Here is a 15,565-nt window from a genome sequence, read left to right on the forward strand (position 1 = left end):
ATCGGGCGAGAGGCGGCTAGGGAGATGGGAGACCCTCATGATCGTGCTCGGAATCATTCTGCTGATCGTCGGGTGGCTGCTCGGTATCTCGATCCTGTGGACGCTGGGCATCATCCTGCTCGTCATCGGCGCCGTGCTGTGGATCCTCGGGGCCGTCGGACACGAGGTCGGCGGAAGGCGCCACTACTACTAGCGGCTTCGTCCACGTCGTCGGCCGACGGCACGTTCATCCGTGCCGTCGGCCGACGTCCCGTCCGCAAGGCCCGACGTCCCCTCCGGAAGGCCCGACGTCCCCTCCGAAAGGCCCGACGTCCCCTCGCAAAGGGTGAAACCGGCGCGTACATCCCCGTCGCTCGCTCAGAGGCCACATAGAGTCACATTTCGAGCCGGTTCGTCCTATTTCGGGGATGTACGTTGCGTCGTCTCACTGTTGCCCTCGCACTGCTGACCGCCCTTTCCTGCGGCTCCCTCCTGGGCCCGCAGGCCGTCTCTGCGGCCGTCTCGGCCGAGAGCGGCTCGGCAGGCGGCAGCCGGGGCACGAACATCCTGATCGTCGGCATCGACAGCCGCGCCGGTCTCTCCGCGGCCGAGAAGAACCGGCTCCACGTGGGCGGCAAAGGGTGCAACTGCACGGACGTCATGATGCTCGTGCACGTCTCCGAGAGCGGGCAGCGCGCGAGCGTGGTCTCCATCCCGCGCGACTCCTACGTCGAGTACGCCGGCGACACCACCACCGCCCGCCGCGGCAAGATCAACGGTGCGTACGCGCTCGGCGGCGGCGCCCTCACGGTGGCCACCGTCGAGAAGGCCACCGGTCTCCACATCGACCACTACCTGGAGACGGGCTTCAGGGGTTTCGAGCAGACGATCGACAACCTCGGCGGCGCGACCGTCTGCACGGACCGGCCCCTCACGGACGAGAGTTCCGGCCTCGACATCGGAGCCGGCCGCCACCACACCGATGGAAACGACACCCTGCGCTACGTACGGGCCCGGCACGTCAACCTCCGGCCCGGGGACCTCGGCCGCGTCCGTCGCCAGCAGCGCGTGGTCAACGACCTACTGGCCCGCCTCACCTTCGAGGGGGCCCTGGCCAGCCCCGTGCGCACGGCGCGGACCGTGCACGCCCTGCTGAAGTCCGTACGCACCGACGCGCGGACCGGGCCGGGCGACCTGGTCCGCATCGGCTGGGCGCTCGGCCGCCTCCGTGCGGACCGGATCGAGTTCGCGACCGTACCGATCCGGCTCTTCGACCACCGCGTCCCCGGGGTGGGCTCCTCGCTGGTGTGGGACGAGGCCCGCTCCGCCGCGTTGTGGGACGCGCTGGGCGCGGACCGACCCCTCACGGGCGACACCCGCATCCAGCCCGTCGCGGAAACCCCGGCGCCGACCGACCCCGCCGGCATCGCGGTCCGCGTGGACGACTCCGCCGTCGCCGCGGCCTTGCGCCGCAACGGCTTCGTCGTCACCGACACCTCTCAGTCCGCACCGTCCCCACGCCCTGTGGGCCCCGCGGTCATCCGGTTCGCCGCCGGCCAGGAGGAGAAGGCGGCGACCCTCGCCGCCGCCCTGCCCGGCTCCCGCCTGGAGGCCCGCCCGGATCACGGCGCGATCTTCGATGTCGCCATCGGCACGCAGCCCGTCCCGGTCAAGACCGTCACCTACGACCGCAACATCGCCGATGGCGCCCCGGTGACCGGCGACCGCCTCCGCTGCGCCGGCGGCTCCGCAGCCGCGACCACCACCGCGACCACCGGTCGGCCGTAGAACGGAGCCGGTCGGGGGGCGGTGCAGAGCCGTCAGGGCGACGATGAGAGGTGTGGACGAAGCGCAGCCGCAGCACGCACCGGGTGAGCGGCCGCAGGCCCCGACCTGGGCGCCCTCCCGCTCCGTGGGCACCGGTACCGTCTGCCGCTGTCCGGGGTCTGCGCGCCGCAGGGCCGGGGCCTCCCAGGAGGAGCGGGTGCAGGATGCATGAGGAGATGCCGTTCGAGGATCTGATCAGCGGCGCCGCCCAGGACGCCGGCGGATGGCTGGGCGCGCTGCCGGTGGCGCTGATCGCCACCAGCAGCGAGGGCCTGGTGGTGCGCTGGAACCACGGCGCGCAGGAACTGCTCGGCTACACCCCGCCCCAGGTGCTCGGCCGGCACATCGCCGATCTGTTGCATCCGGGTGCCGACCGCAGCCTGGGCCGGTCCCTGTGGGAGACGACCGCCACCGGTCGCGGGGTGATGGGTACGGTCACCGCCTGGCACCGCAGCGGTCACCCGCTGGAGCTCGAGATCTGGGCCTGTCCCGTTCCCGACCGGCGCCACGGCGCCTCGGCGGTCCTGGTCTTCGCCGCGGACGCCCATGCCGCCCGCCGTATCCGCGGGTCCTCGGCGGTGTGGGACGGATTGTTCGCCCGCTCCCCCGTCGGTATCGCGGTCCTCGACACACAGCTGCGGTTCCTGCAGGTCAACCCGGCACTCGAAGCGATGAACGGTCTCGCGGAATCCGCCCACGTGGGCCGGCGCCTGGCCGAGATCCTGCCCGAGGTGAACGCCGCCGAGATGGAAGAGGCGATGCGCCAGGTGCTGGACTCGGGTGAACCGGTCCTCGACCGGCGCCGCTCCGGCCGGACCCCGGCCGACCCGGAGCACGACCACGTGTGGTCGTGCTCGTACGTGCGCGTGGAGGACCCCGGCGGCCGGCCGATCGGCATCATCGCCTCCCTCCTCGACATCACCAGGCAGCAGCGCGATCAGACCGAGGCCGAGGCGGGCCGCCGCAGGCTCGCGCTGCTGAGCGAGGCCAGCTCCCGCATCGGTGGCAGCCTCGACCTGGAGCGCACGGCGCAGGAGCTGGCCGACCTCGCCGTCCCGCACCTCGCCAACGCCGTCACCGTCGACGTTCTGGACTCCCTCGCGAGCGGCAACGAGCCGGGCCCTGGACTGGCCGGGGGCGTTGCCCTGCGACGGCTGGGCAAGGCACCGCTGACCGGCTCCCCCGTCACCCAGATCCTGGCGCCGCTCGGCAGGACCCTCACCTTCCCCTCGGCCGCCCCGTACACCCAGGCCCTCGCGGCCCGGCAGCCCTTCCTGATCGCCCACCTCGACGAACCGGCCGCCGCCACGGCCGCCCGCCACACCCCCAAACCCGCGCAACTGCTCGAGACGGGCGTGCACTCGTTCATGATGATCCCGCTCGTCGCACGGGACGTGGTCCTCGGCGTCGCGACCTTCTACCGCGCCCGGCCCGGAGGGGCCCCCTTCGGGTCCGACGACGTCACGCTCGCCGCCGAACTCGCCGCCCGGGCCGCCATCAGCATCGACAACGCGCGTCTGTACCACCACGAGCACGAGACCGCGGTCGTCCTCCAGCGCAGCATGCTCCCCCAGCACGTCACACCTCCCCCGGGCATCGAGATCGCCCACCGCTACCTGGCGGCCAGCGACGTCAACGAAGTCGGCGGGGACTGGTACGACGTCCTCCCCCTCACCGGAGGCAGGGCCGCGCTGCTCATCGGGGACGTCATGGGGCACGGCATCGCGGCCGCCGCGGTCATGGGGCGCCTCTCCGCGACCGTGCGCGCCCTCGCGCGCCTCGACATGTCCCCGACGGCGCTGCTGCACCAGTTGGAGGCCACGCTCGCCGACCTCGCCGAACCGATGCTCGCCACCTTCCTCTACGCGGTCTGCGACCCCGCCACCGGCCACTGCACCGTCACCCGCGCCGGACACCCGCCACCGGCAGTGGCCGAGCCCGACGGCACCGTGTATCTCGTCAAGACCCCGCCCGGCGTCCCGCTGGGCGTCGGCGGCATCACCTTCACCACCACCGAGATCACCCTGCCCCCCGGCAGCCTGCTCGTCCTCTACACCGACGGCCTGATCGAAGCCCGCAGCCGTGACATCGACGAACGCCTGGGCGAGCTCACCAGCCTGCTCACCGAACCACACCAGCCGCTGGACCACCTGTGCGACACCCTGATCGCGCACCTGGTACCGGCATCCGCGGACGACGACATCGCCCTCCTCGCCGCCCGCATCGGCACGACCCCCCACCTCCCGCCCGCCTGACGGGCCGCCGCGGACCGGACCGTCCGACCGTCCGACCGTCAGTGTCGTCTGGTACGACGTCGACCTGAACGCGCGGACCTGCTCCTACTACGGAGCCGATGGCGACGGCTACACCGAGTCCTACCCCGCCGTCGAGATCTGAGCTCGCGACCACCGCCACCGCTCCCTGCCCCGCCCCGCCCGCATGGCGATCACCGGCGGGGAACACGAATGAGATCTGCCCGGACGAGCGTCCTGTGGCCCCGGAGAGGCACGACGCACGGTCTGATCGGAGACCTGCAGACCTGTGCGCTCGTCTCCTCCGAAGGCGTGATGGACTGGTTCTGCTCGCCCCGCTTCGACTCGCCCAGCGTCTTCGCGGGACTGCTGGACCACGGGCACGGCGGATACTTCGCCATCACCGCGGAGGCGCCCCAAGGCGTCGCGGGCGGTGGGCCGGGGGCCGAGGCGGGGGTCGTCACCCGCCGGCTCTACCTGGCCGACACCGCCGTGCTGATCACCCGCTTCCTCACGCGTGAGGGCGTGGGCGAGGTGGTCGACTTCATGCCCGTCCGCGATCCGCACACCGCCACCGACCGGCACCAGGTCGTGCGGGTGCTGCGGGCGGTACGGGGCTCCGTGCGCTTCGCCCTGGAGTGCCGGCCCCGCTTCGACTACGGGCGCGCGCCCCACGAACTCGCCCTGGACGGCGCCATCGCGCGCTTCGAGGGGCCGGGCATCACCGATCTGAAATCGCACGGAGGTGCGCGGAGAGTTCGGTCACAAAAAGCGACAGTAGGGCTTGCGCGATCGGGTGCGGCAAGGCCGCGCGACCCCCGGCCGCGTGCCCTGCCCGTCAGCCCCCAACGGATGCGGGGGCTCCGAACCACTGCGCCAGGGACGCGGCGAGGCCCTGCGCCGCGTCCGCCCGGTCGTCGGCCGCGTCCGCCGCCCAGGCGGTGCATCCGTCGGGACGCACGAGCAGTCCGGCCGGCGCCGGCCCGGCGGGGCAGGTGGTGGTGACCACCCGCACCCGGTCTCCGTACCCCTCGGCCACGGCCCTGAGTTCCGCGTCGTCCGCGAGATCCAGGAGCAGCGCCCGCCCGTCGTGCATGAGGTCCGCGAGGCGGCGCCCCTCGACGAGTTCGAGGTCCGGGGCACTGCGGCCCACCAGCTGGTGACGGCCGGGAAGGTCGTACCTCTGCCATACGCCGGAGGTCTTCTTGACGAAATGGGTGGTGCCGGTGACGGTGCCGATCAGCTCGGTGACGACATCGAGCAAGGCGCGCGAATGGGGTTCCGGTCGCATCAGGGCGATCTGCGCCCTGGTCCATTCGAGCACCCAGGCCCCGATCGGGTGCCGCTCGGCCGTGTACGAGTCCAGGAGCCCCTCGGGGGCCCGCCCCCGGACCACCGCGGCGAGCTTCCAGCCGAGGTTCAGCGCGTCACCGATGCCGAGGTTCAACCCCTGGCCGCCGAACGGCGAGTGGACGTGCGCGGCGTCCCCCGCGAGCAGCACCCGGCCGGCCCGGTAGTCGGCCGCCTGGCGGGCGTTGTCGGTGAAGCGGGTGGCGGTGTGCACCTCGGTGACCGTGATGTCCGTCGATCCGGTGACCCGCCGCAGGCTCGTCTGCAACTCCTCGGCGGTGACGGGTGCCTCCCTGCCGGCGGGCGGGCCTTCGAACTCGACCGTGAGGATGCGGCCGGGGACCGGGCCGTGGACGTACGTTCCGGTGCCGGTGTGGTTCCAGCCGGGCTTCAGGGTTTCGGCGCCGGTCATGGTGACGACGGCCTGGCGGCCGGTGATCTGCGGATCCGTTCCGGGAAAGGCGAAGCCCGCGAGCTTGCGCACCGTGCTGCGGCCGCCGTCGCAGCCGACCAGCCAGCCGGCGCGTATCGTCCGGTCCACCCCGCCGCCGAGCGGGGCCGTGCGGACTCTTACCCCGTCGTCCTCGGCGTCGAAGCCCGTCAACTCCACGCCCCGGCGCAGATCGACGCCGAGGTGTGCGGCGCGTTCCGCGAGCAGCCGCTCGACTTCCTGCTGGGGTACGAGGGCCACGTCACCGGCCGGCCCGGCCTGCGCGAAGTCGGGGTCGGCCCCGTCCAGCAGAGCGCTGCTGAGCATGATCCCGCCGAAGTGGCCGGCGAACTTGGGCGGCGTGCGCGGGGGTTGCCCGTCCGATGCGCCACCCGGCCGGCTGCGCATGAAGGCCCGGAACTGGTCGAGCGTGCGCTGCTGCACTTCCGATATCGCGGGCAGCAGCCCACGTCGGTAGAAGGCTTCGGCGGTCGGCGTGTTGATCGCCCCCGCCTTGATGGTCTGGTCCACGTCGGTACGTCGCTCCACGACGACCACGCGGGCCCCGCCGAGGCGGAGTTCGCAGGCCAGCATCAGTCCGACGGGGCCGCCGCCGGCCACCACCACGTCCACATCCACGTCCAGCTCTAAGTTCGCGTTCATACCTTCACTATAGTCACTCAAATTTTGTAGCCGCTATAGTATTCCCATGATTCAAGGGAACGACGCGAAGGAAGCACCGCTCTCCCTGCGCGAGCGCAAGAAGCGGGAGACCCGGCAGCGGATCTCCGACGAGGCGACGATGCTGTTCGCGGCACGGGGCTTCGACCACGTGACCGTGGCCGAGGTCGCCAAGGCCGCCCATGTCTCGGCGATGACGGTGTTCAACCACTTCCCGCGCAAGGAGGACCTCTTCCTCGACCGGATCCCCGAAGCCGTAGAGCTGTTCACGGCAGCGGTGCGCGACCGCGCGGAGGGCGAGTCCCAGCTCGCCGGCCTGCGCTTGCTGCTGCTCCGACTCCTCGACCAGCGCCACCCGTTGGCGGGCGTCGGCGACACCTTCCCGCACTTCTGGCGGATCGTGCTCGGCTCCCCAGCACTGCGTGCGCGGGCACGCGAGGGCGTGGAGGAGGTGGAGAACGCGCTGGCCGAAGCGATCGGCGGCCCCGGCGCACGCCTGACAGCGGCCCTGACCGTGGCCGCGTACCGGGCCGTCTACGTCACCACGGCCGGCCGGCTGCTCGCCGGCGAGCGCGCGGCGGACGTGGCCGAGGACCACCGCATGCGGGTGAACGCGGCGTTCGACGCCCTGGAGCGGGCTCTGCCCGAGACGTTCCAAAGCCAGGCCTAGCGGTGCTTGCAGGCTGCCACCCGGGTCGGCCCGTCCTCCCTTCCGTTCGCCTTGCTGAGCGTGACGAAAGACCTCGGCCACGACGGCTGGTCCCGCTCCGCGGGAATCGCGAACGGCCCTTCCACACCGCCCGCAAGGCGGCGTTCGCTCTCCACTCCGTCATGAGCGGACCGGCTGCGACGTTGGCCACGGCATCGGCATCGGCATCCTTCCACCCTGCTGGGCTGCGGCGCTCGACTCCCCCGGCGCATCAAGACCCTACGACGCGCTGGTCACGGTCGTCGTGGATCTTCTTGCAGGGCTTTGAGGGACAGTGACACGCGTTCGCGGACCGGGTCGACGTCGAGGATCTCCGCGGTGATCTCCTGGCCGACGGAGACGACCTCCGAGGGGTGGCCGATGGGGTGCCATGACAGTTCGGGGATGTTGATCATCGCTGTGAAGCCGCCGATGTCCACGAACGTGACGCAGAAGTCGGCGATGTGGGTGATGGTGCCGGTGACGACCTGGCCTCGTCGAAGGGCCCGGGTCTTGAGGAAGGCCCAGTTGCGGTCGCTCGGTGTGGGCTCGGTCCGCCAGCGGGCCCGTACCACTCCGTCGCCGTCGGGCATGACGGCGGTGAACAAGGGCACGCGTTCGTCGGCGTACATGGGCAGGAGCGCTGCCGCACCCGAACGGGAGATCCGGGCGGCCAGCTCCGGGAACTCCTCCTCGTCGACGACGGCGCTGTGGATCCGGCCCTCCTCGTCCTGCCAGACGCCTTCGATGAGGCCGTCGACCGGGAAAGCGCCCAGGACGGCGTCGATGTCGCAGGACAGGTCCCGCCACACGGACAACCGGGCGCGGGGAGCGAGTCCGGCGCGCACCGCGTCAAGGTTCTCGTGGGTGAGGCGGTGGAAGCGGGAGACGCCTTCGACGGGCTGCTCCTCCAGGAGTCCCGCTTGGCACGAGACGACAGCGTAGCGCAGTCGCGCCCAGAACTCGTCGTCGCCCGGCCGTTGGACCTCTTCCCCTTCGGTCTCCCGGTCGAAGAACGCCTGCTCCTCGGCGTCCGGCAGCAGCCGGGCGCACGGCGGCTGGTCCGCGACGACCATGCGCAGCCGTTCGGGGTGGCGGGCGAGCAGGTCGAGGGCGACGATCGCGCCCGAGCTGCTGCCGTAGACGTACGCCTCCTCGCCGGCCGGCAGGACGTGGGCGAGCAGGCGGTAGGCGTCCTCGCTCTGCACGTCGACCCGCTGGTCCACGGGGCCGGAAGTGGTGAGTCTGCTACGGGAGTAGCCGCGCGGGTCGAGGGTGACGACCGTGTACCGCTCGGCGAGGACGTCGGCGATTCCGTCGAAGACGGCGGCGTCCCCTCCGCCGCCCGGGAGCAGGAGCAGCACGGGCCCACTGCCGTGTATCTCGTGGTGGAGGGCGGCTCCGGGGACCTGCAACGTTGCCGTTCTCATGACTTCTTGTCCTCTTCATCCGTCGACGGCCAGTGCGTGAGGGTCACGTGAAGGGCGTCTACCGTCCGCCTCCAGGAAGCGCCGGTGTCCCTGAAGTGCCCGAATCCGCCGGTGGCTTCGAGGCTGCTGTAGCCGTGGAAGGTGCTGCGCAGGAGCCGGACCGCGTCGGTCACGTCGGGTTCGCCGAGGCCGTAGGCGCGCAGCATCCCGTACGTCAGCTCGATGCTGCGCAGGTGTCCCGGGGAGGCGGCGACCCGCTCCGGGTCCAGCTGGATCTGGGTGGCCGCGTAGCGCCCGGGGTGCTGCAGTGCGAAGTCCCGGTACGCGTCGGCGAACGCGGCGAGCGCGTCCTTCCCGGAGCGTCCCGCGACGGCCGTGCCGATGCGGTCGGCCATCTCGCCGGCGGCGAGCACGGCCACTCGGGCGCGCAGGTCCTGGACGTTCTTGACGTGCGAGTACAGGCTCGCGTCCTTCACGCCGAAGCTCCGCGCGAGCGCGGACACGGTGACGTTGTCGAAGCCCACCTCGTCGGCGAGATCGGCTGCGGCCCGGGTGACCCGGTCGGCCGTCAGTCCCACGCGCGCTGCCATGCGCCCCCTCCCTCCATGCCTAGGGCCTCTAGGCATAAATCTAATATACATAGACAGCGGAGGCAGAGAAGATCGCTCCATGGACCACGTCATCGACCTCGATCAGGCCGCGGCCGAGATCACCGCACGCCTCCCCACCTGGACCACGTCCGGCCACAGCCCCGGGCCGCTCACCTGGCGGGACGGACAGGCTCCCTGGCCTCAGCGACTGGAGACCAATCGCACCCTCGTCGCCGACCCGGACTCGGTCGGCCTGCGCATCCTGGGCGCCGACGCGTGGAGCGAACTGCAGATCGTCCTGTACCGCGGCGGCTGGGCCGACGTCGATGCGCTGACCGCGGACGAGGTCGTGACCGAAGGCCCGCGGGTCGTCGGCCGCGAGGAGTTCGGCGACCTCCTGGACTCGGCCGTCACGCGCTTCCTCGGCCCGGGCCGGCAACCGACCGGCGGCTGATACATCCCGTCGCGCGCCGAGACACCGCCCCGGGCCCGTAGGCCGGTGGCCGGTTGGCCGGTTGGCCGTTCAGTGGTTCAGCCGTTCAGTGACTGCATCAGCTCCGGGGCGTAGCGGTCGCCCGAGGCCACGCCGTGGGGGGCCACGGCGTCGATGGCGGCCAGGTCCGCGTCGGTGAGCGTCACCGCGGTGGCGGCGATGTTCTCCTCGAGGTAGCGGCGGCGCTTGGTGCCCGGGATGGGCACCGCACCCTGGCGCAGGGTCCAGGCCAGCGCGAGCTGCGAAGGCGTGACGCCCTTCTCTGCGGCGAGACGGCGCACCTGGTCGACGACGGCCAGGTTGCGGTCGAAGTTCCGGCCCTGGAAACGGGGGTCGGTGCGGCGGAAGTCGTCGGCGGCGAAGTCGTCCGGGCTGGTGATCGCGCCGGAGAGGAACCCCCGGCCGAGCGGGGAGTACGCGACGAGCCCGATGCCGAGCTCGCGCAGGGTGTCGAGGACGCCGTCGTACTCGATGCCGCGCTCGAAGAGGCTGTACTCGGTCTGCACGGCGGCCAGCGGGTGGACGGCGTGCGCGCGGGCGATGGTGGCGGGCGCGGCCTCGCACAGGCCGATGTGGCGGACCTTGCCGGCGGCCACGAGCTCGGCCAGGGCCCCCACGCTCTCCTCGACGGGCACGTTCGGGTCGATGCGGTGCAGGTAGTAGAGGTCGATGCGGTCCGTGCCCAGGTGGCGCAGGGAACGGTCGGCCGAGCGGCGAATGTACTCGGGGGTCGCGTTGTGACCGAGGAAGGCTCCCTCGTCGCTGAACTCGATGCCGGTCTTCGTGGCGATCACGGCGGCTTCGCGCCGGCCGGTGAGGGCCTTGCCGAGGAGCTGCTCGTTGCGGAAGGGGCCGTAGCCCTCGGCAGTGTCGAGCAGGGTGACGCCGAGCTCCAGGGCCCGGTCGATCGTGGCCAGCGACTCTGTCTCGTCCGTGGCTCCGTAGTGGGCGCTCATGCCCATCAGGCCGAGCCCCTCGGCGCCGACCTCGAGTCCCTGGCCGCCCAGGGCGCGGATCTCCATCGCAGTGTCCATCGCGGTCTCCCTCATAAGTAACTAACTGGATAGGTAGAGCATGCACCGCACGCGCACTGGATGTCAATAACCAGATAGTTACTTGCTAGGCTGCGGCCCATGGCAAGGGATTCCAGCGCGACCAAGGCACGGCTGCTCGACGCGGCCTTCTCCGAGTTCGCGACGTACGGCATCGCCGGCGCGCGGGTCGACCGCATCGCCGAGGCCGCGCAGGCGAACAAGCGGCTCATCTACGTCTACTACGGCAACAAGGAGCAGCTCTTCGACGCCGTGCTCCAGCGGGCGCTGGAGACGGGCTCGGAGTCGGTGCCCTTCGACGTCGACGACCTGCCCGGTTACGCGGGCGCCGTCTTCGACCACCTCGTCGAGCGGCCGTCGCTGATGCGTCTGGTGCTGTGGAAGCAGCTGGAACGTCCGGGGAGCACGGACACCGAGGCGGCGTCCTACCAGGGCAAGATCGCAGCCGTGCGGCGGGCGCAGGATGCGGGCCGGATCGACGCCGGATTGGACGCCGCCGACGTGCTGACGCTGGTGGTGGCCATGTCGCAGGCATGGTTCGGCGCGTTCGGCGGTCCGGCGGTGCGCAGTACCGCGGCGGACGGCACGGGCGCCGTCGGTGCGGCGGCCGGCGAGACGGGTAGCGGCTGGGCGCCCGAGCAGCTCGCCCGCCACCGGACGGCGGTGGTGGAGGCCGTACGCCGGATCACCGCACCGTACGGGGAGGGGAGTTGAAGTCCGGCAGGGCCGGGTGAAGTGGGGGGCGCCCGGCGGGCGGCGGCGCCTGCCTGGACCCCTGGTACGAGCGGATACGCGACGGCCACCTGGCGACCACGGCCGACCTCGGCGTGAGCGCAGGTCTCGGCGTCCAGGAGCTCCTGGACGCCACGGCCCTTCACCGGCAGGGAGGTCCCGGGCCGGCCGGAGTGCTCGATGCCATCGCGGCCACCGCCGAGGGCGGCCTCGCCGAGCTCGGTGAAGGCCGGCCCGAGGCAGGGCGCCTTCGGCGACCGTGGTCGGCCCCGCGACGCCCGACCTCGCGACCCGACATCCGCGCCGGCGTCGCCGCGACCGCCCGGGTCACCACGCACCGCAAGATGCTCGGCCTGGCGCGGGCAGCGGGCCTCTTCCCGGTGGCGGTCTCGGCCGACCGCGTCGTGTACGCGGCCGACGGCCCGGCGCCGCTGGACCTCCTCCCCCACGCATCGGAGGGCAGGTCGCTCCCGGGAAGCTTCCGGCCGGGCGTCTCGCCGGGGACGGCCACCCGCGCCGGTACGCAGACGGCCGCGTGGTCCGAACGGATGCAGGAGGAGCACGGACCGGACGTCACCATCGCGGACCCCATCGGCAGCGGCGGGATCTGACGGACGAAGTGACGCCGGGTCGACTCCCCCGCCTCACCGCAACGGCATCGGCCGGGCCCCGGGAGCCGCGCTGCGGAACGAGCGGCGGTAGCTGTCCGGCGGGACCCCGACGATCCGTTTGAACTGGCGCCGCAGTGTCGTGGCGGTCCCCATGCCGGTGGCGAGGGCCACCGCCTCGATGGTCTCGTCGGTGGCCTCCAGAAGTTCCTGGGCTCGGCGTACGCGCTGGGTCAGGAGCCACTGGAGCGGCGTCTGGCCGATCACCGACCGGAACTGCCTGCCGAGATTGCGCGGGCTCGTGTTCGCCTTGCGCGCCATGTCGGTCACCGTCAGCGGCTGGTCCAGTCGCTGTTGGACCCAGGCGAGCAGGTGGGCGAGCACGTGGTCGCCCCCGGCCTGCACCGGCGTGGCCACGAACTGGGCCTGACCGCCCGGCCGATGGGGCGGCATGACCAGGCGCCGGGCGACGGAGTTGGCGATGTTGGCGCCGTGGTCGAGGTGGATCAGGTGGAGGCAGAGGTCCACGGCGGCGGCCTTGCCCGCAGCCGTGAGGACGCTTCCGTTGTCCGTGTACAGGACGTCCGGGTCGACGACGGCCAGCGGATGACGTGCGCTCAACTCCGCGGCATGAGCCCAGTGGGTGGTGGCCCGCCGCCCGTCCAGCAGGCCCGCGGCGCCGAGTACGAACGCTCCGGTGCACAAGGAGGCGACCCGGGCCCCCGCCGCGTGGGCCGCGCGCACGGCCTCGATCAGCTCCGCCGGCGGCGGATCGTCGATGTCGGCGCACGCGGGCACGATCACCGTGTCGGCGCCGGCCACGCGCTCCAACCCGTGGTCGGGCTCGACCATGAAAGGGCCGACCTGCACCGGCCCGGGCCCGCAGAGCAGTACGTCGTACCAGCCCTCCGTGGCCTCGCGCGGGGGGTTGCCGAAGATCTCGTAGGCCACCGCCAGTTCGAAGTGCAGCAGGTGACCGGCGGCCAGCAGTGCGACAGTGGGCATGTCCGAAAGTGTACGCATGTTGTCGTTCCAGACCATCACCGTCGGACGCCGCCCGCACCGAGACTGAATCCACCAGGACATCGAGAGCGGGGAACGATGAGCACGACAGCGGCAGTGGTGGTTTACGGGGCGACCGGGCACACGGGGCGGTTCGTCGTCGCCGAACTACGAAGGCGTGGCTTCGCCACCGTCATCTCCGGCCGTGACGCGGACCGGTTGGAGGCGCTGGCCGCCGAGTGGGGAGACGTGGAGGTGCGGCCGGCCACCGTGGACGACGCGAGCTCGCTGGACCGGGCCCTCGCCGGCGCGGCGGCCGTCGTCAACTGCGCGGGACCTTTCGCGCTGACCGCGGGCCCGGTCGTGGAAGCGGCCCTGCGCGCGGGGATCCCGTACGTCGACGTCGCGGCGGAGATCGAGGCGAACGTCTCGATGTTCGCCGACCACGCGGAAGCAGCCCGGAAGGCGGACGTGCCCGTGGTGCCGGCGATGGCGTTCTACGGTGGGCTCGGCGACCTGTTGGTGACCGCGGCGATGGGGGAATGGACCGCCGCGGACGAGGTGCACGTCGCGTACGGGCTGAACGGCTGGCACCCCACGCCCGGCACCCGGGTGGCGGGCCGGGTGTCCCACGAGCGTCGCGCCGGCCGCCGGGTGCGGTTCGCGGAGGGTGCACTGCAGTACCACGACGACAAGCCGTGGGAGCAGGACTGGCTCTTCCCGGAGCCCGTGGGCCGACGGGCGGTGATCGCGGAGTTCACGATGGCCGATGTCGTCACCGTTCCCAGCCACGTGTCCGTACCGGAGGTGCGCACGTACATGACGGTCGAAGCCGCGAAGGACCTCGCCGGGGAGGACACGCCCGCGCCGGAGCCGGTCGACGCCCTCGGGCGGTCGAACCAGACCTTCGTCGTCGACGTCGTGGTGTGCGCGGGCGGCGTCGAGCGTCGCGCCTCGGCCCGCGGCCAGGACATCTACGCGGTCACCGCACCGCTGGCGGTGGAGGCCGTCGAGCGCATCCTGGCCGGGCACACACGAACGGCGGGCGTGGCCTCGGCCGGCGCGATGTTCGACGCTGCGGACTTCCTCCGGGCGCTGTCCCCGTACGTGTCGGTCGAGCTCCCGCGCTGACCGGCGGGGGCGTCGCGCCGGTGCGCGGGGTGGGGCCCGGCCGTCACAGGCGGAGGACGACCAGGGCCGCGTCGTCGGTGACGCCGACGGGCGGGACGAGGTCGGTCAGCAGCGCGTAGGCGAGGGCGTCGGGGTCGGCGGCGCGGTGTCGTGCGAGCGCGTCGGCGAGCCGTTGGAGGCCGACGTCGATGTCCTCGCGGCGGCGTTCGATGAGGCCGTCGGTGTAGAGGACGAGGACGGATCCGTCGGTGAAGGGGGTCCGGGCCTGGGGGCGGCGCGTGTGTTCGGGCCGGGCGCCGAGCGGGGGGTCGGTCGCCTGGTCGAGAAAGCTGACCGTGCCGTCGGGGCGGCAGAGTGCGGGCGGGGGGTGACCGGCGCTGCTGTAGGTGAGGGTGCGGTCGCTCCAGTCGATGAAGACCGACACCACCGTGGTGGATTCGGCGTCTTCGACGGCTCGGGCGTACAGCCCGAGGACTTCGAGGGCCTGGGCGGGACCGCCGACGACGCGGGAGGCGGCCGACAGGGCGCTGCGGAGCTGGCCCATGACGCCGGCCGCCCGGAGCCCGTGGCCGACGACGTCCCCCACGGCGACCGCGGTGCGGCCGGGCATGTCGACGAGGTCGTACCAGTCGCCGCACACGTTCAAGGCCTCGGTGGCGGGCCGGTAGCGGACGGCGGCCTCGTGGTGTCCGAGGGGCTGGGGCGCGGGCAGCATCGCCTCCTGGAGGTGGAGGGCCACCTCGCGCTCGCGGGCGTGGGCCTGCCGCAGGCGTGCGTTGACCTCCTGCAGCTCCCGGCCGCGGGTGTAGAGATCCGCTTCCAGCTCCTGGGCACGGTCCGTACCCGTACGGGTGCCACCGCGGGCCCGGATGAGTTCGGTGACCTCCTCCACGCGGTGGAGCAGCAGCGCCACGCTGCCGTCGGGAGCGAGGACGGGGACGTTGACGGGGCTCCAGTACCGCTCGTCCCACACCCCGGGCCGACCGCGGTGCTCCACGTCGTAGCGCTGCAGGGCCATGGTGTCCCGCTCCCCGGTCGCCGCGACCCTTTCCAGAGAGGCGCGCAGGTTCCGCATGCCGCTGGCGTCCGGATCACTGGGGTTGTCGGGGAAGACATCGAACAGGTAGCGGCCGATGAGCTGCTCGCGGGTACGGCCGGACACGATCAGGAACGCGTCGTTGGCGTCCACGTAGACCAGATCGGGGGTCAGCAGCGCGACGGCGCCCGGCAGGGCTTGGAAGACCGCCTCGTAGTCGATCCCGGATCCGTTCACGATCCACCTGTCCGCGCGCGTCCCTACCGTCATGTGTCTGCTCCCAC

At 72.1% G+C, this 15,565-nt stretch carries 14 protein-coding genes and 1 pseudogene; 9 read left to right on the top strand and 6 right to left on the bottom strand.

The window, feature by feature from the left end:
• The first annotated feature begins 37 nt into the window (after window positions 1-37).
• From OG332_RS03530 to OG332_RS03545, 4 genes and pseudogenes are all read left to right on the top strand, one after another.
• Window positions 38-193, top strand: a complete 156-nt coding sequence (locus OG332_RS03530) for a DUF6131 family protein (protein WP_327412036.1) — start codon at window positions 38-40, stop codon at window positions 191-193.
• Window positions 194-414: 221 nt separating this feature from the next.
• Window positions 415-1,767: an LCP family protein gene (locus OG332_RS03535; protein ID WP_327412037.1), complete on the top strand. Its 1,353-nt coding sequence runs from the start codon at window positions 415-417 to the stop codon at window positions 1,765-1,767.
• Window positions 1,768-1,970: 203 nt separating this feature from the next.
• Window positions 1,971-4,061 carry a SpoIIE family protein phosphatase gene (locus OG332_RS03540; RefSeq protein WP_327412038.1) on the top strand — a complete coding sequence of 697 codons (2,091 nt, stop codon included), beginning with the start codon at window positions 1,971-1,973 and terminating at the stop codon, window positions 4,059-4,061.
• A gap of 210 nt (window positions 4,062-4,271) precedes the next feature.
• A pseudogene (locus OG332_RS03545) lies at window positions 4,272-4,781 on the top strand (trehalase-like domain-containing protein); the annotation flags it as partial.
• A gap of 115 nt (window positions 4,782-4,896) precedes the next feature.
• Here OG332_RS03545 and OG332_RS03550 read toward each other — a convergent pair.
• Window positions 4,897-6,501, bottom strand: a complete 1,605-nt coding sequence (locus OG332_RS03550; RefSeq protein ID WP_327412039.1) for an FAD-dependent monooxygenase — start codon at window positions 6,499-6,501, stop codon at window positions 4,897-4,899.
• 46 nt (window positions 6,502-6,547) lie between these two features.
• Between OG332_RS03550 and OG332_RS03555 the strand changes: the two genes are divergently transcribed.
• Complete coding sequence (locus OG332_RS03555) at window positions 6,548-7,189, top strand: TetR/AcrR family transcriptional regulator (protein WP_327412040.1); 642 nt, start codon at window positions 6,548-6,550, stop codon at window positions 7,187-7,189.
• Between the two features lie 272 nt (window positions 7,190-7,461).
• Here OG332_RS03555 and OG332_RS03560 read toward each other — a convergent pair whose 3' ends face one another.
• Together OG332_RS03560 and OG332_RS03565 are read right to left on the bottom strand one after the other, a co-directional pair.
• Window positions 7,462-8,637 (bottom strand): alpha/beta fold hydrolase, encoded by a 1,176-nt coding sequence (locus OG332_RS03560; protein ID WP_327412041.1) that lies wholly within the window; start codon window positions 8,635-8,637, stop codon window positions 7,462-7,464.
• Window positions 8,634-9,227, bottom strand: a complete 594-nt coding sequence (locus tag OG332_RS03565) for a TetR/AcrR family transcriptional regulator (protein ID WP_327412042.1) — start codon at window positions 9,225-9,227, stop codon at window positions 8,634-8,636. The genes OG332_RS03560 and OG332_RS03565 overlap by 4 nt, the downstream gene beginning before the upstream one ends.
• A 79-nt stretch (window positions 9,228-9,306) precedes the next feature.
• Between OG332_RS03565 and OG332_RS03570 the strand changes: the two genes are divergently transcribed.
• Window positions 9,307-9,681, top strand: a complete 375-nt coding sequence (locus tag OG332_RS03570; protein WP_327412043.1) for a hypothetical protein — start codon at window positions 9,307-9,309, stop codon at window positions 9,679-9,681.
• Between the two features lie 77 nt (window positions 9,682-9,758).
• On the opposite strand, the gene OG332_RS03575 is transcribed toward OG332_RS03570, so the two are convergent.
• The gene (locus tag OG332_RS03575; RefSeq protein WP_327419096.1) at window positions 9,759-10,742 is read right to left on the bottom strand and encodes an aldo/keto reductase; all 984 of its coding nucleotides are present in this window, start codon (window positions 10,740-10,742) and stop codon (window positions 9,759-9,761) included.
• Between the two features lie 111 nt (window positions 10,743-10,853).
• Between OG332_RS03575 and OG332_RS03580 the strand changes: the two genes are divergently transcribed.
• Together OG332_RS03580 and OG332_RS03585 are read left to right on the top strand one after the other, a co-directional pair.
• Window positions 10,854-11,486: a TetR family transcriptional regulator gene (locus tag OG332_RS03580; RefSeq protein ID WP_327412044.1), complete on the top strand. Its 633-nt coding sequence runs from the start codon at window positions 10,854-10,856 to the stop codon at window positions 11,484-11,486.
• 113 nt (window positions 11,487-11,599) lie between these two features.
• Complete coding sequence (locus OG332_RS03585) at window positions 11,600-12,115, top strand: hypothetical protein (RefSeq protein ID WP_327412045.1); 516 nt, start codon at window positions 11,600-11,602, stop codon at window positions 12,113-12,115.
• Window positions 12,116-12,148: 33 nt separating this feature from the next.
• Here OG332_RS03585 and OG332_RS03590 read toward each other — a convergent pair whose 3' ends face one another.
• Window positions 12,149-13,117 (bottom strand): helix-turn-helix domain-containing protein, encoded by a 969-nt coding sequence (locus OG332_RS03590; RefSeq protein ID WP_327412046.1) that lies wholly within the window; start codon window positions 13,115-13,117, stop codon window positions 12,149-12,151.
• 96 nt (window positions 13,118-13,213) lie between these two features.
• On the opposite strand from OG332_RS03590, the gene OG332_RS03595 reads away from it, so the two are divergent.
• Window positions 13,214-14,245, top strand: coding sequence for a saccharopine dehydrogenase family protein (locus OG332_RS03595; protein WP_327412047.1), 1,032 nt, complete (start codon window positions 13,214-13,216; stop codon window positions 14,243-14,245).
• 43 nt (window positions 14,246-14,288) lie between these two features.
• Here OG332_RS03595 and OG332_RS03600 read toward each other — a convergent pair whose 3' ends face one another.
• Window positions 14,289-15,551, bottom strand: a complete 1,263-nt coding sequence (locus OG332_RS03600) for a PP2C family protein-serine/threonine phosphatase (protein ID WP_327412048.1) — start codon at window positions 15,549-15,551, stop codon at window positions 14,289-14,291.
• Window positions 15,552-15,565: the final 14 nt, after the last annotated feature.

Origin of the sequence: Streptomyces sp. NBC_01233, from assembly GCF_035989305.1 — a bacterium.
Lineage (GTDB): Bacteria > Actinomycetota > Actinomycetes > Streptomycetales > Streptomycetaceae > Streptomyces.

Excerpts from the sequence above, each read along its gene's own strand:
- OG332_RS03590 (WP_327412046.1), bottom strand. The coding sequence starts at position 13,117 with ATGCCCACTGTCGCACTGCTGGCCGCCGGTCACCTGCTGCACTTCGAA.
- OG332_RS03550 (WP_327412039.1), bottom strand. The coding sequence starts at position 6,501 with ATGAACGCGAACTTAGAGCTGGACGTGGATGTGGACGTGGTGGTGGCC.
- OG332_RS03595 (WP_327412047.1), top strand. The coding sequence starts at position 13,214 with ATGAGCACGACAGCGGCAGTGGTGGTTTACGGGGCGACCGGGCACACG.
- OG332_RS03580 (WP_327412044.1), top strand. The coding sequence starts at position 10,854 with ATGGCAAGGGATTCCAGCGCGACCAAGGCACGGCTGCTCGACGCGGCC.
- OG332_RS03560 (WP_327412041.1), bottom strand. The coding sequence starts at position 8,637 with ATGAGAACGGCAACGTTGCAGGTCCCCGGAGCCGCCCTCCACCACGAG.
- OG332_RS03570 (WP_327412043.1), top strand. The coding sequence starts at position 9,307 with ATGGACCACGTCATCGACCTCGATCAGGCCGCGGCCGAGATCACCGCA.
- OG332_RS03565 (WP_327412042.1), bottom strand. The coding sequence starts at position 9,227 with ATGGCAGCGCGCGTGGGACTGACGGCCGACCGGGTCACCCGGGCCGCA.
- OG332_RS03540 (WP_327412038.1), top strand. The coding sequence starts at position 1,971 with ATGCATGAGGAGATGCCGTTCGAGGATCTGATCAGCGGCGCCGCCCAG.
- OG332_RS03575 (WP_327419096.1), bottom strand. The coding sequence starts at position 10,742 with ATGGAGATCCGCGCCCTGGGCGGCCAGGGACTCGAGGTCGGCGCCGAG.
- OG332_RS03600 (WP_327412048.1), bottom strand. The coding sequence starts at position 15,551 with ATGACGGTAGGGACGCGCGCGGACAGGTGGATCGTGAACGGATCCGGG.
- OG332_RS03530 (WP_327412036.1), top strand. The coding sequence starts at position 38 with ATGATCGTGCTCGGAATCATTCTGCTGATCGTCGGGTGGCTGCTCGGT.
- OG332_RS03555 (WP_327412040.1), top strand. The coding sequence starts at position 6,548 with ATGATTCAAGGGAACGACGCGAAGGAAGCACCGCTCTCCCTGCGCGAG.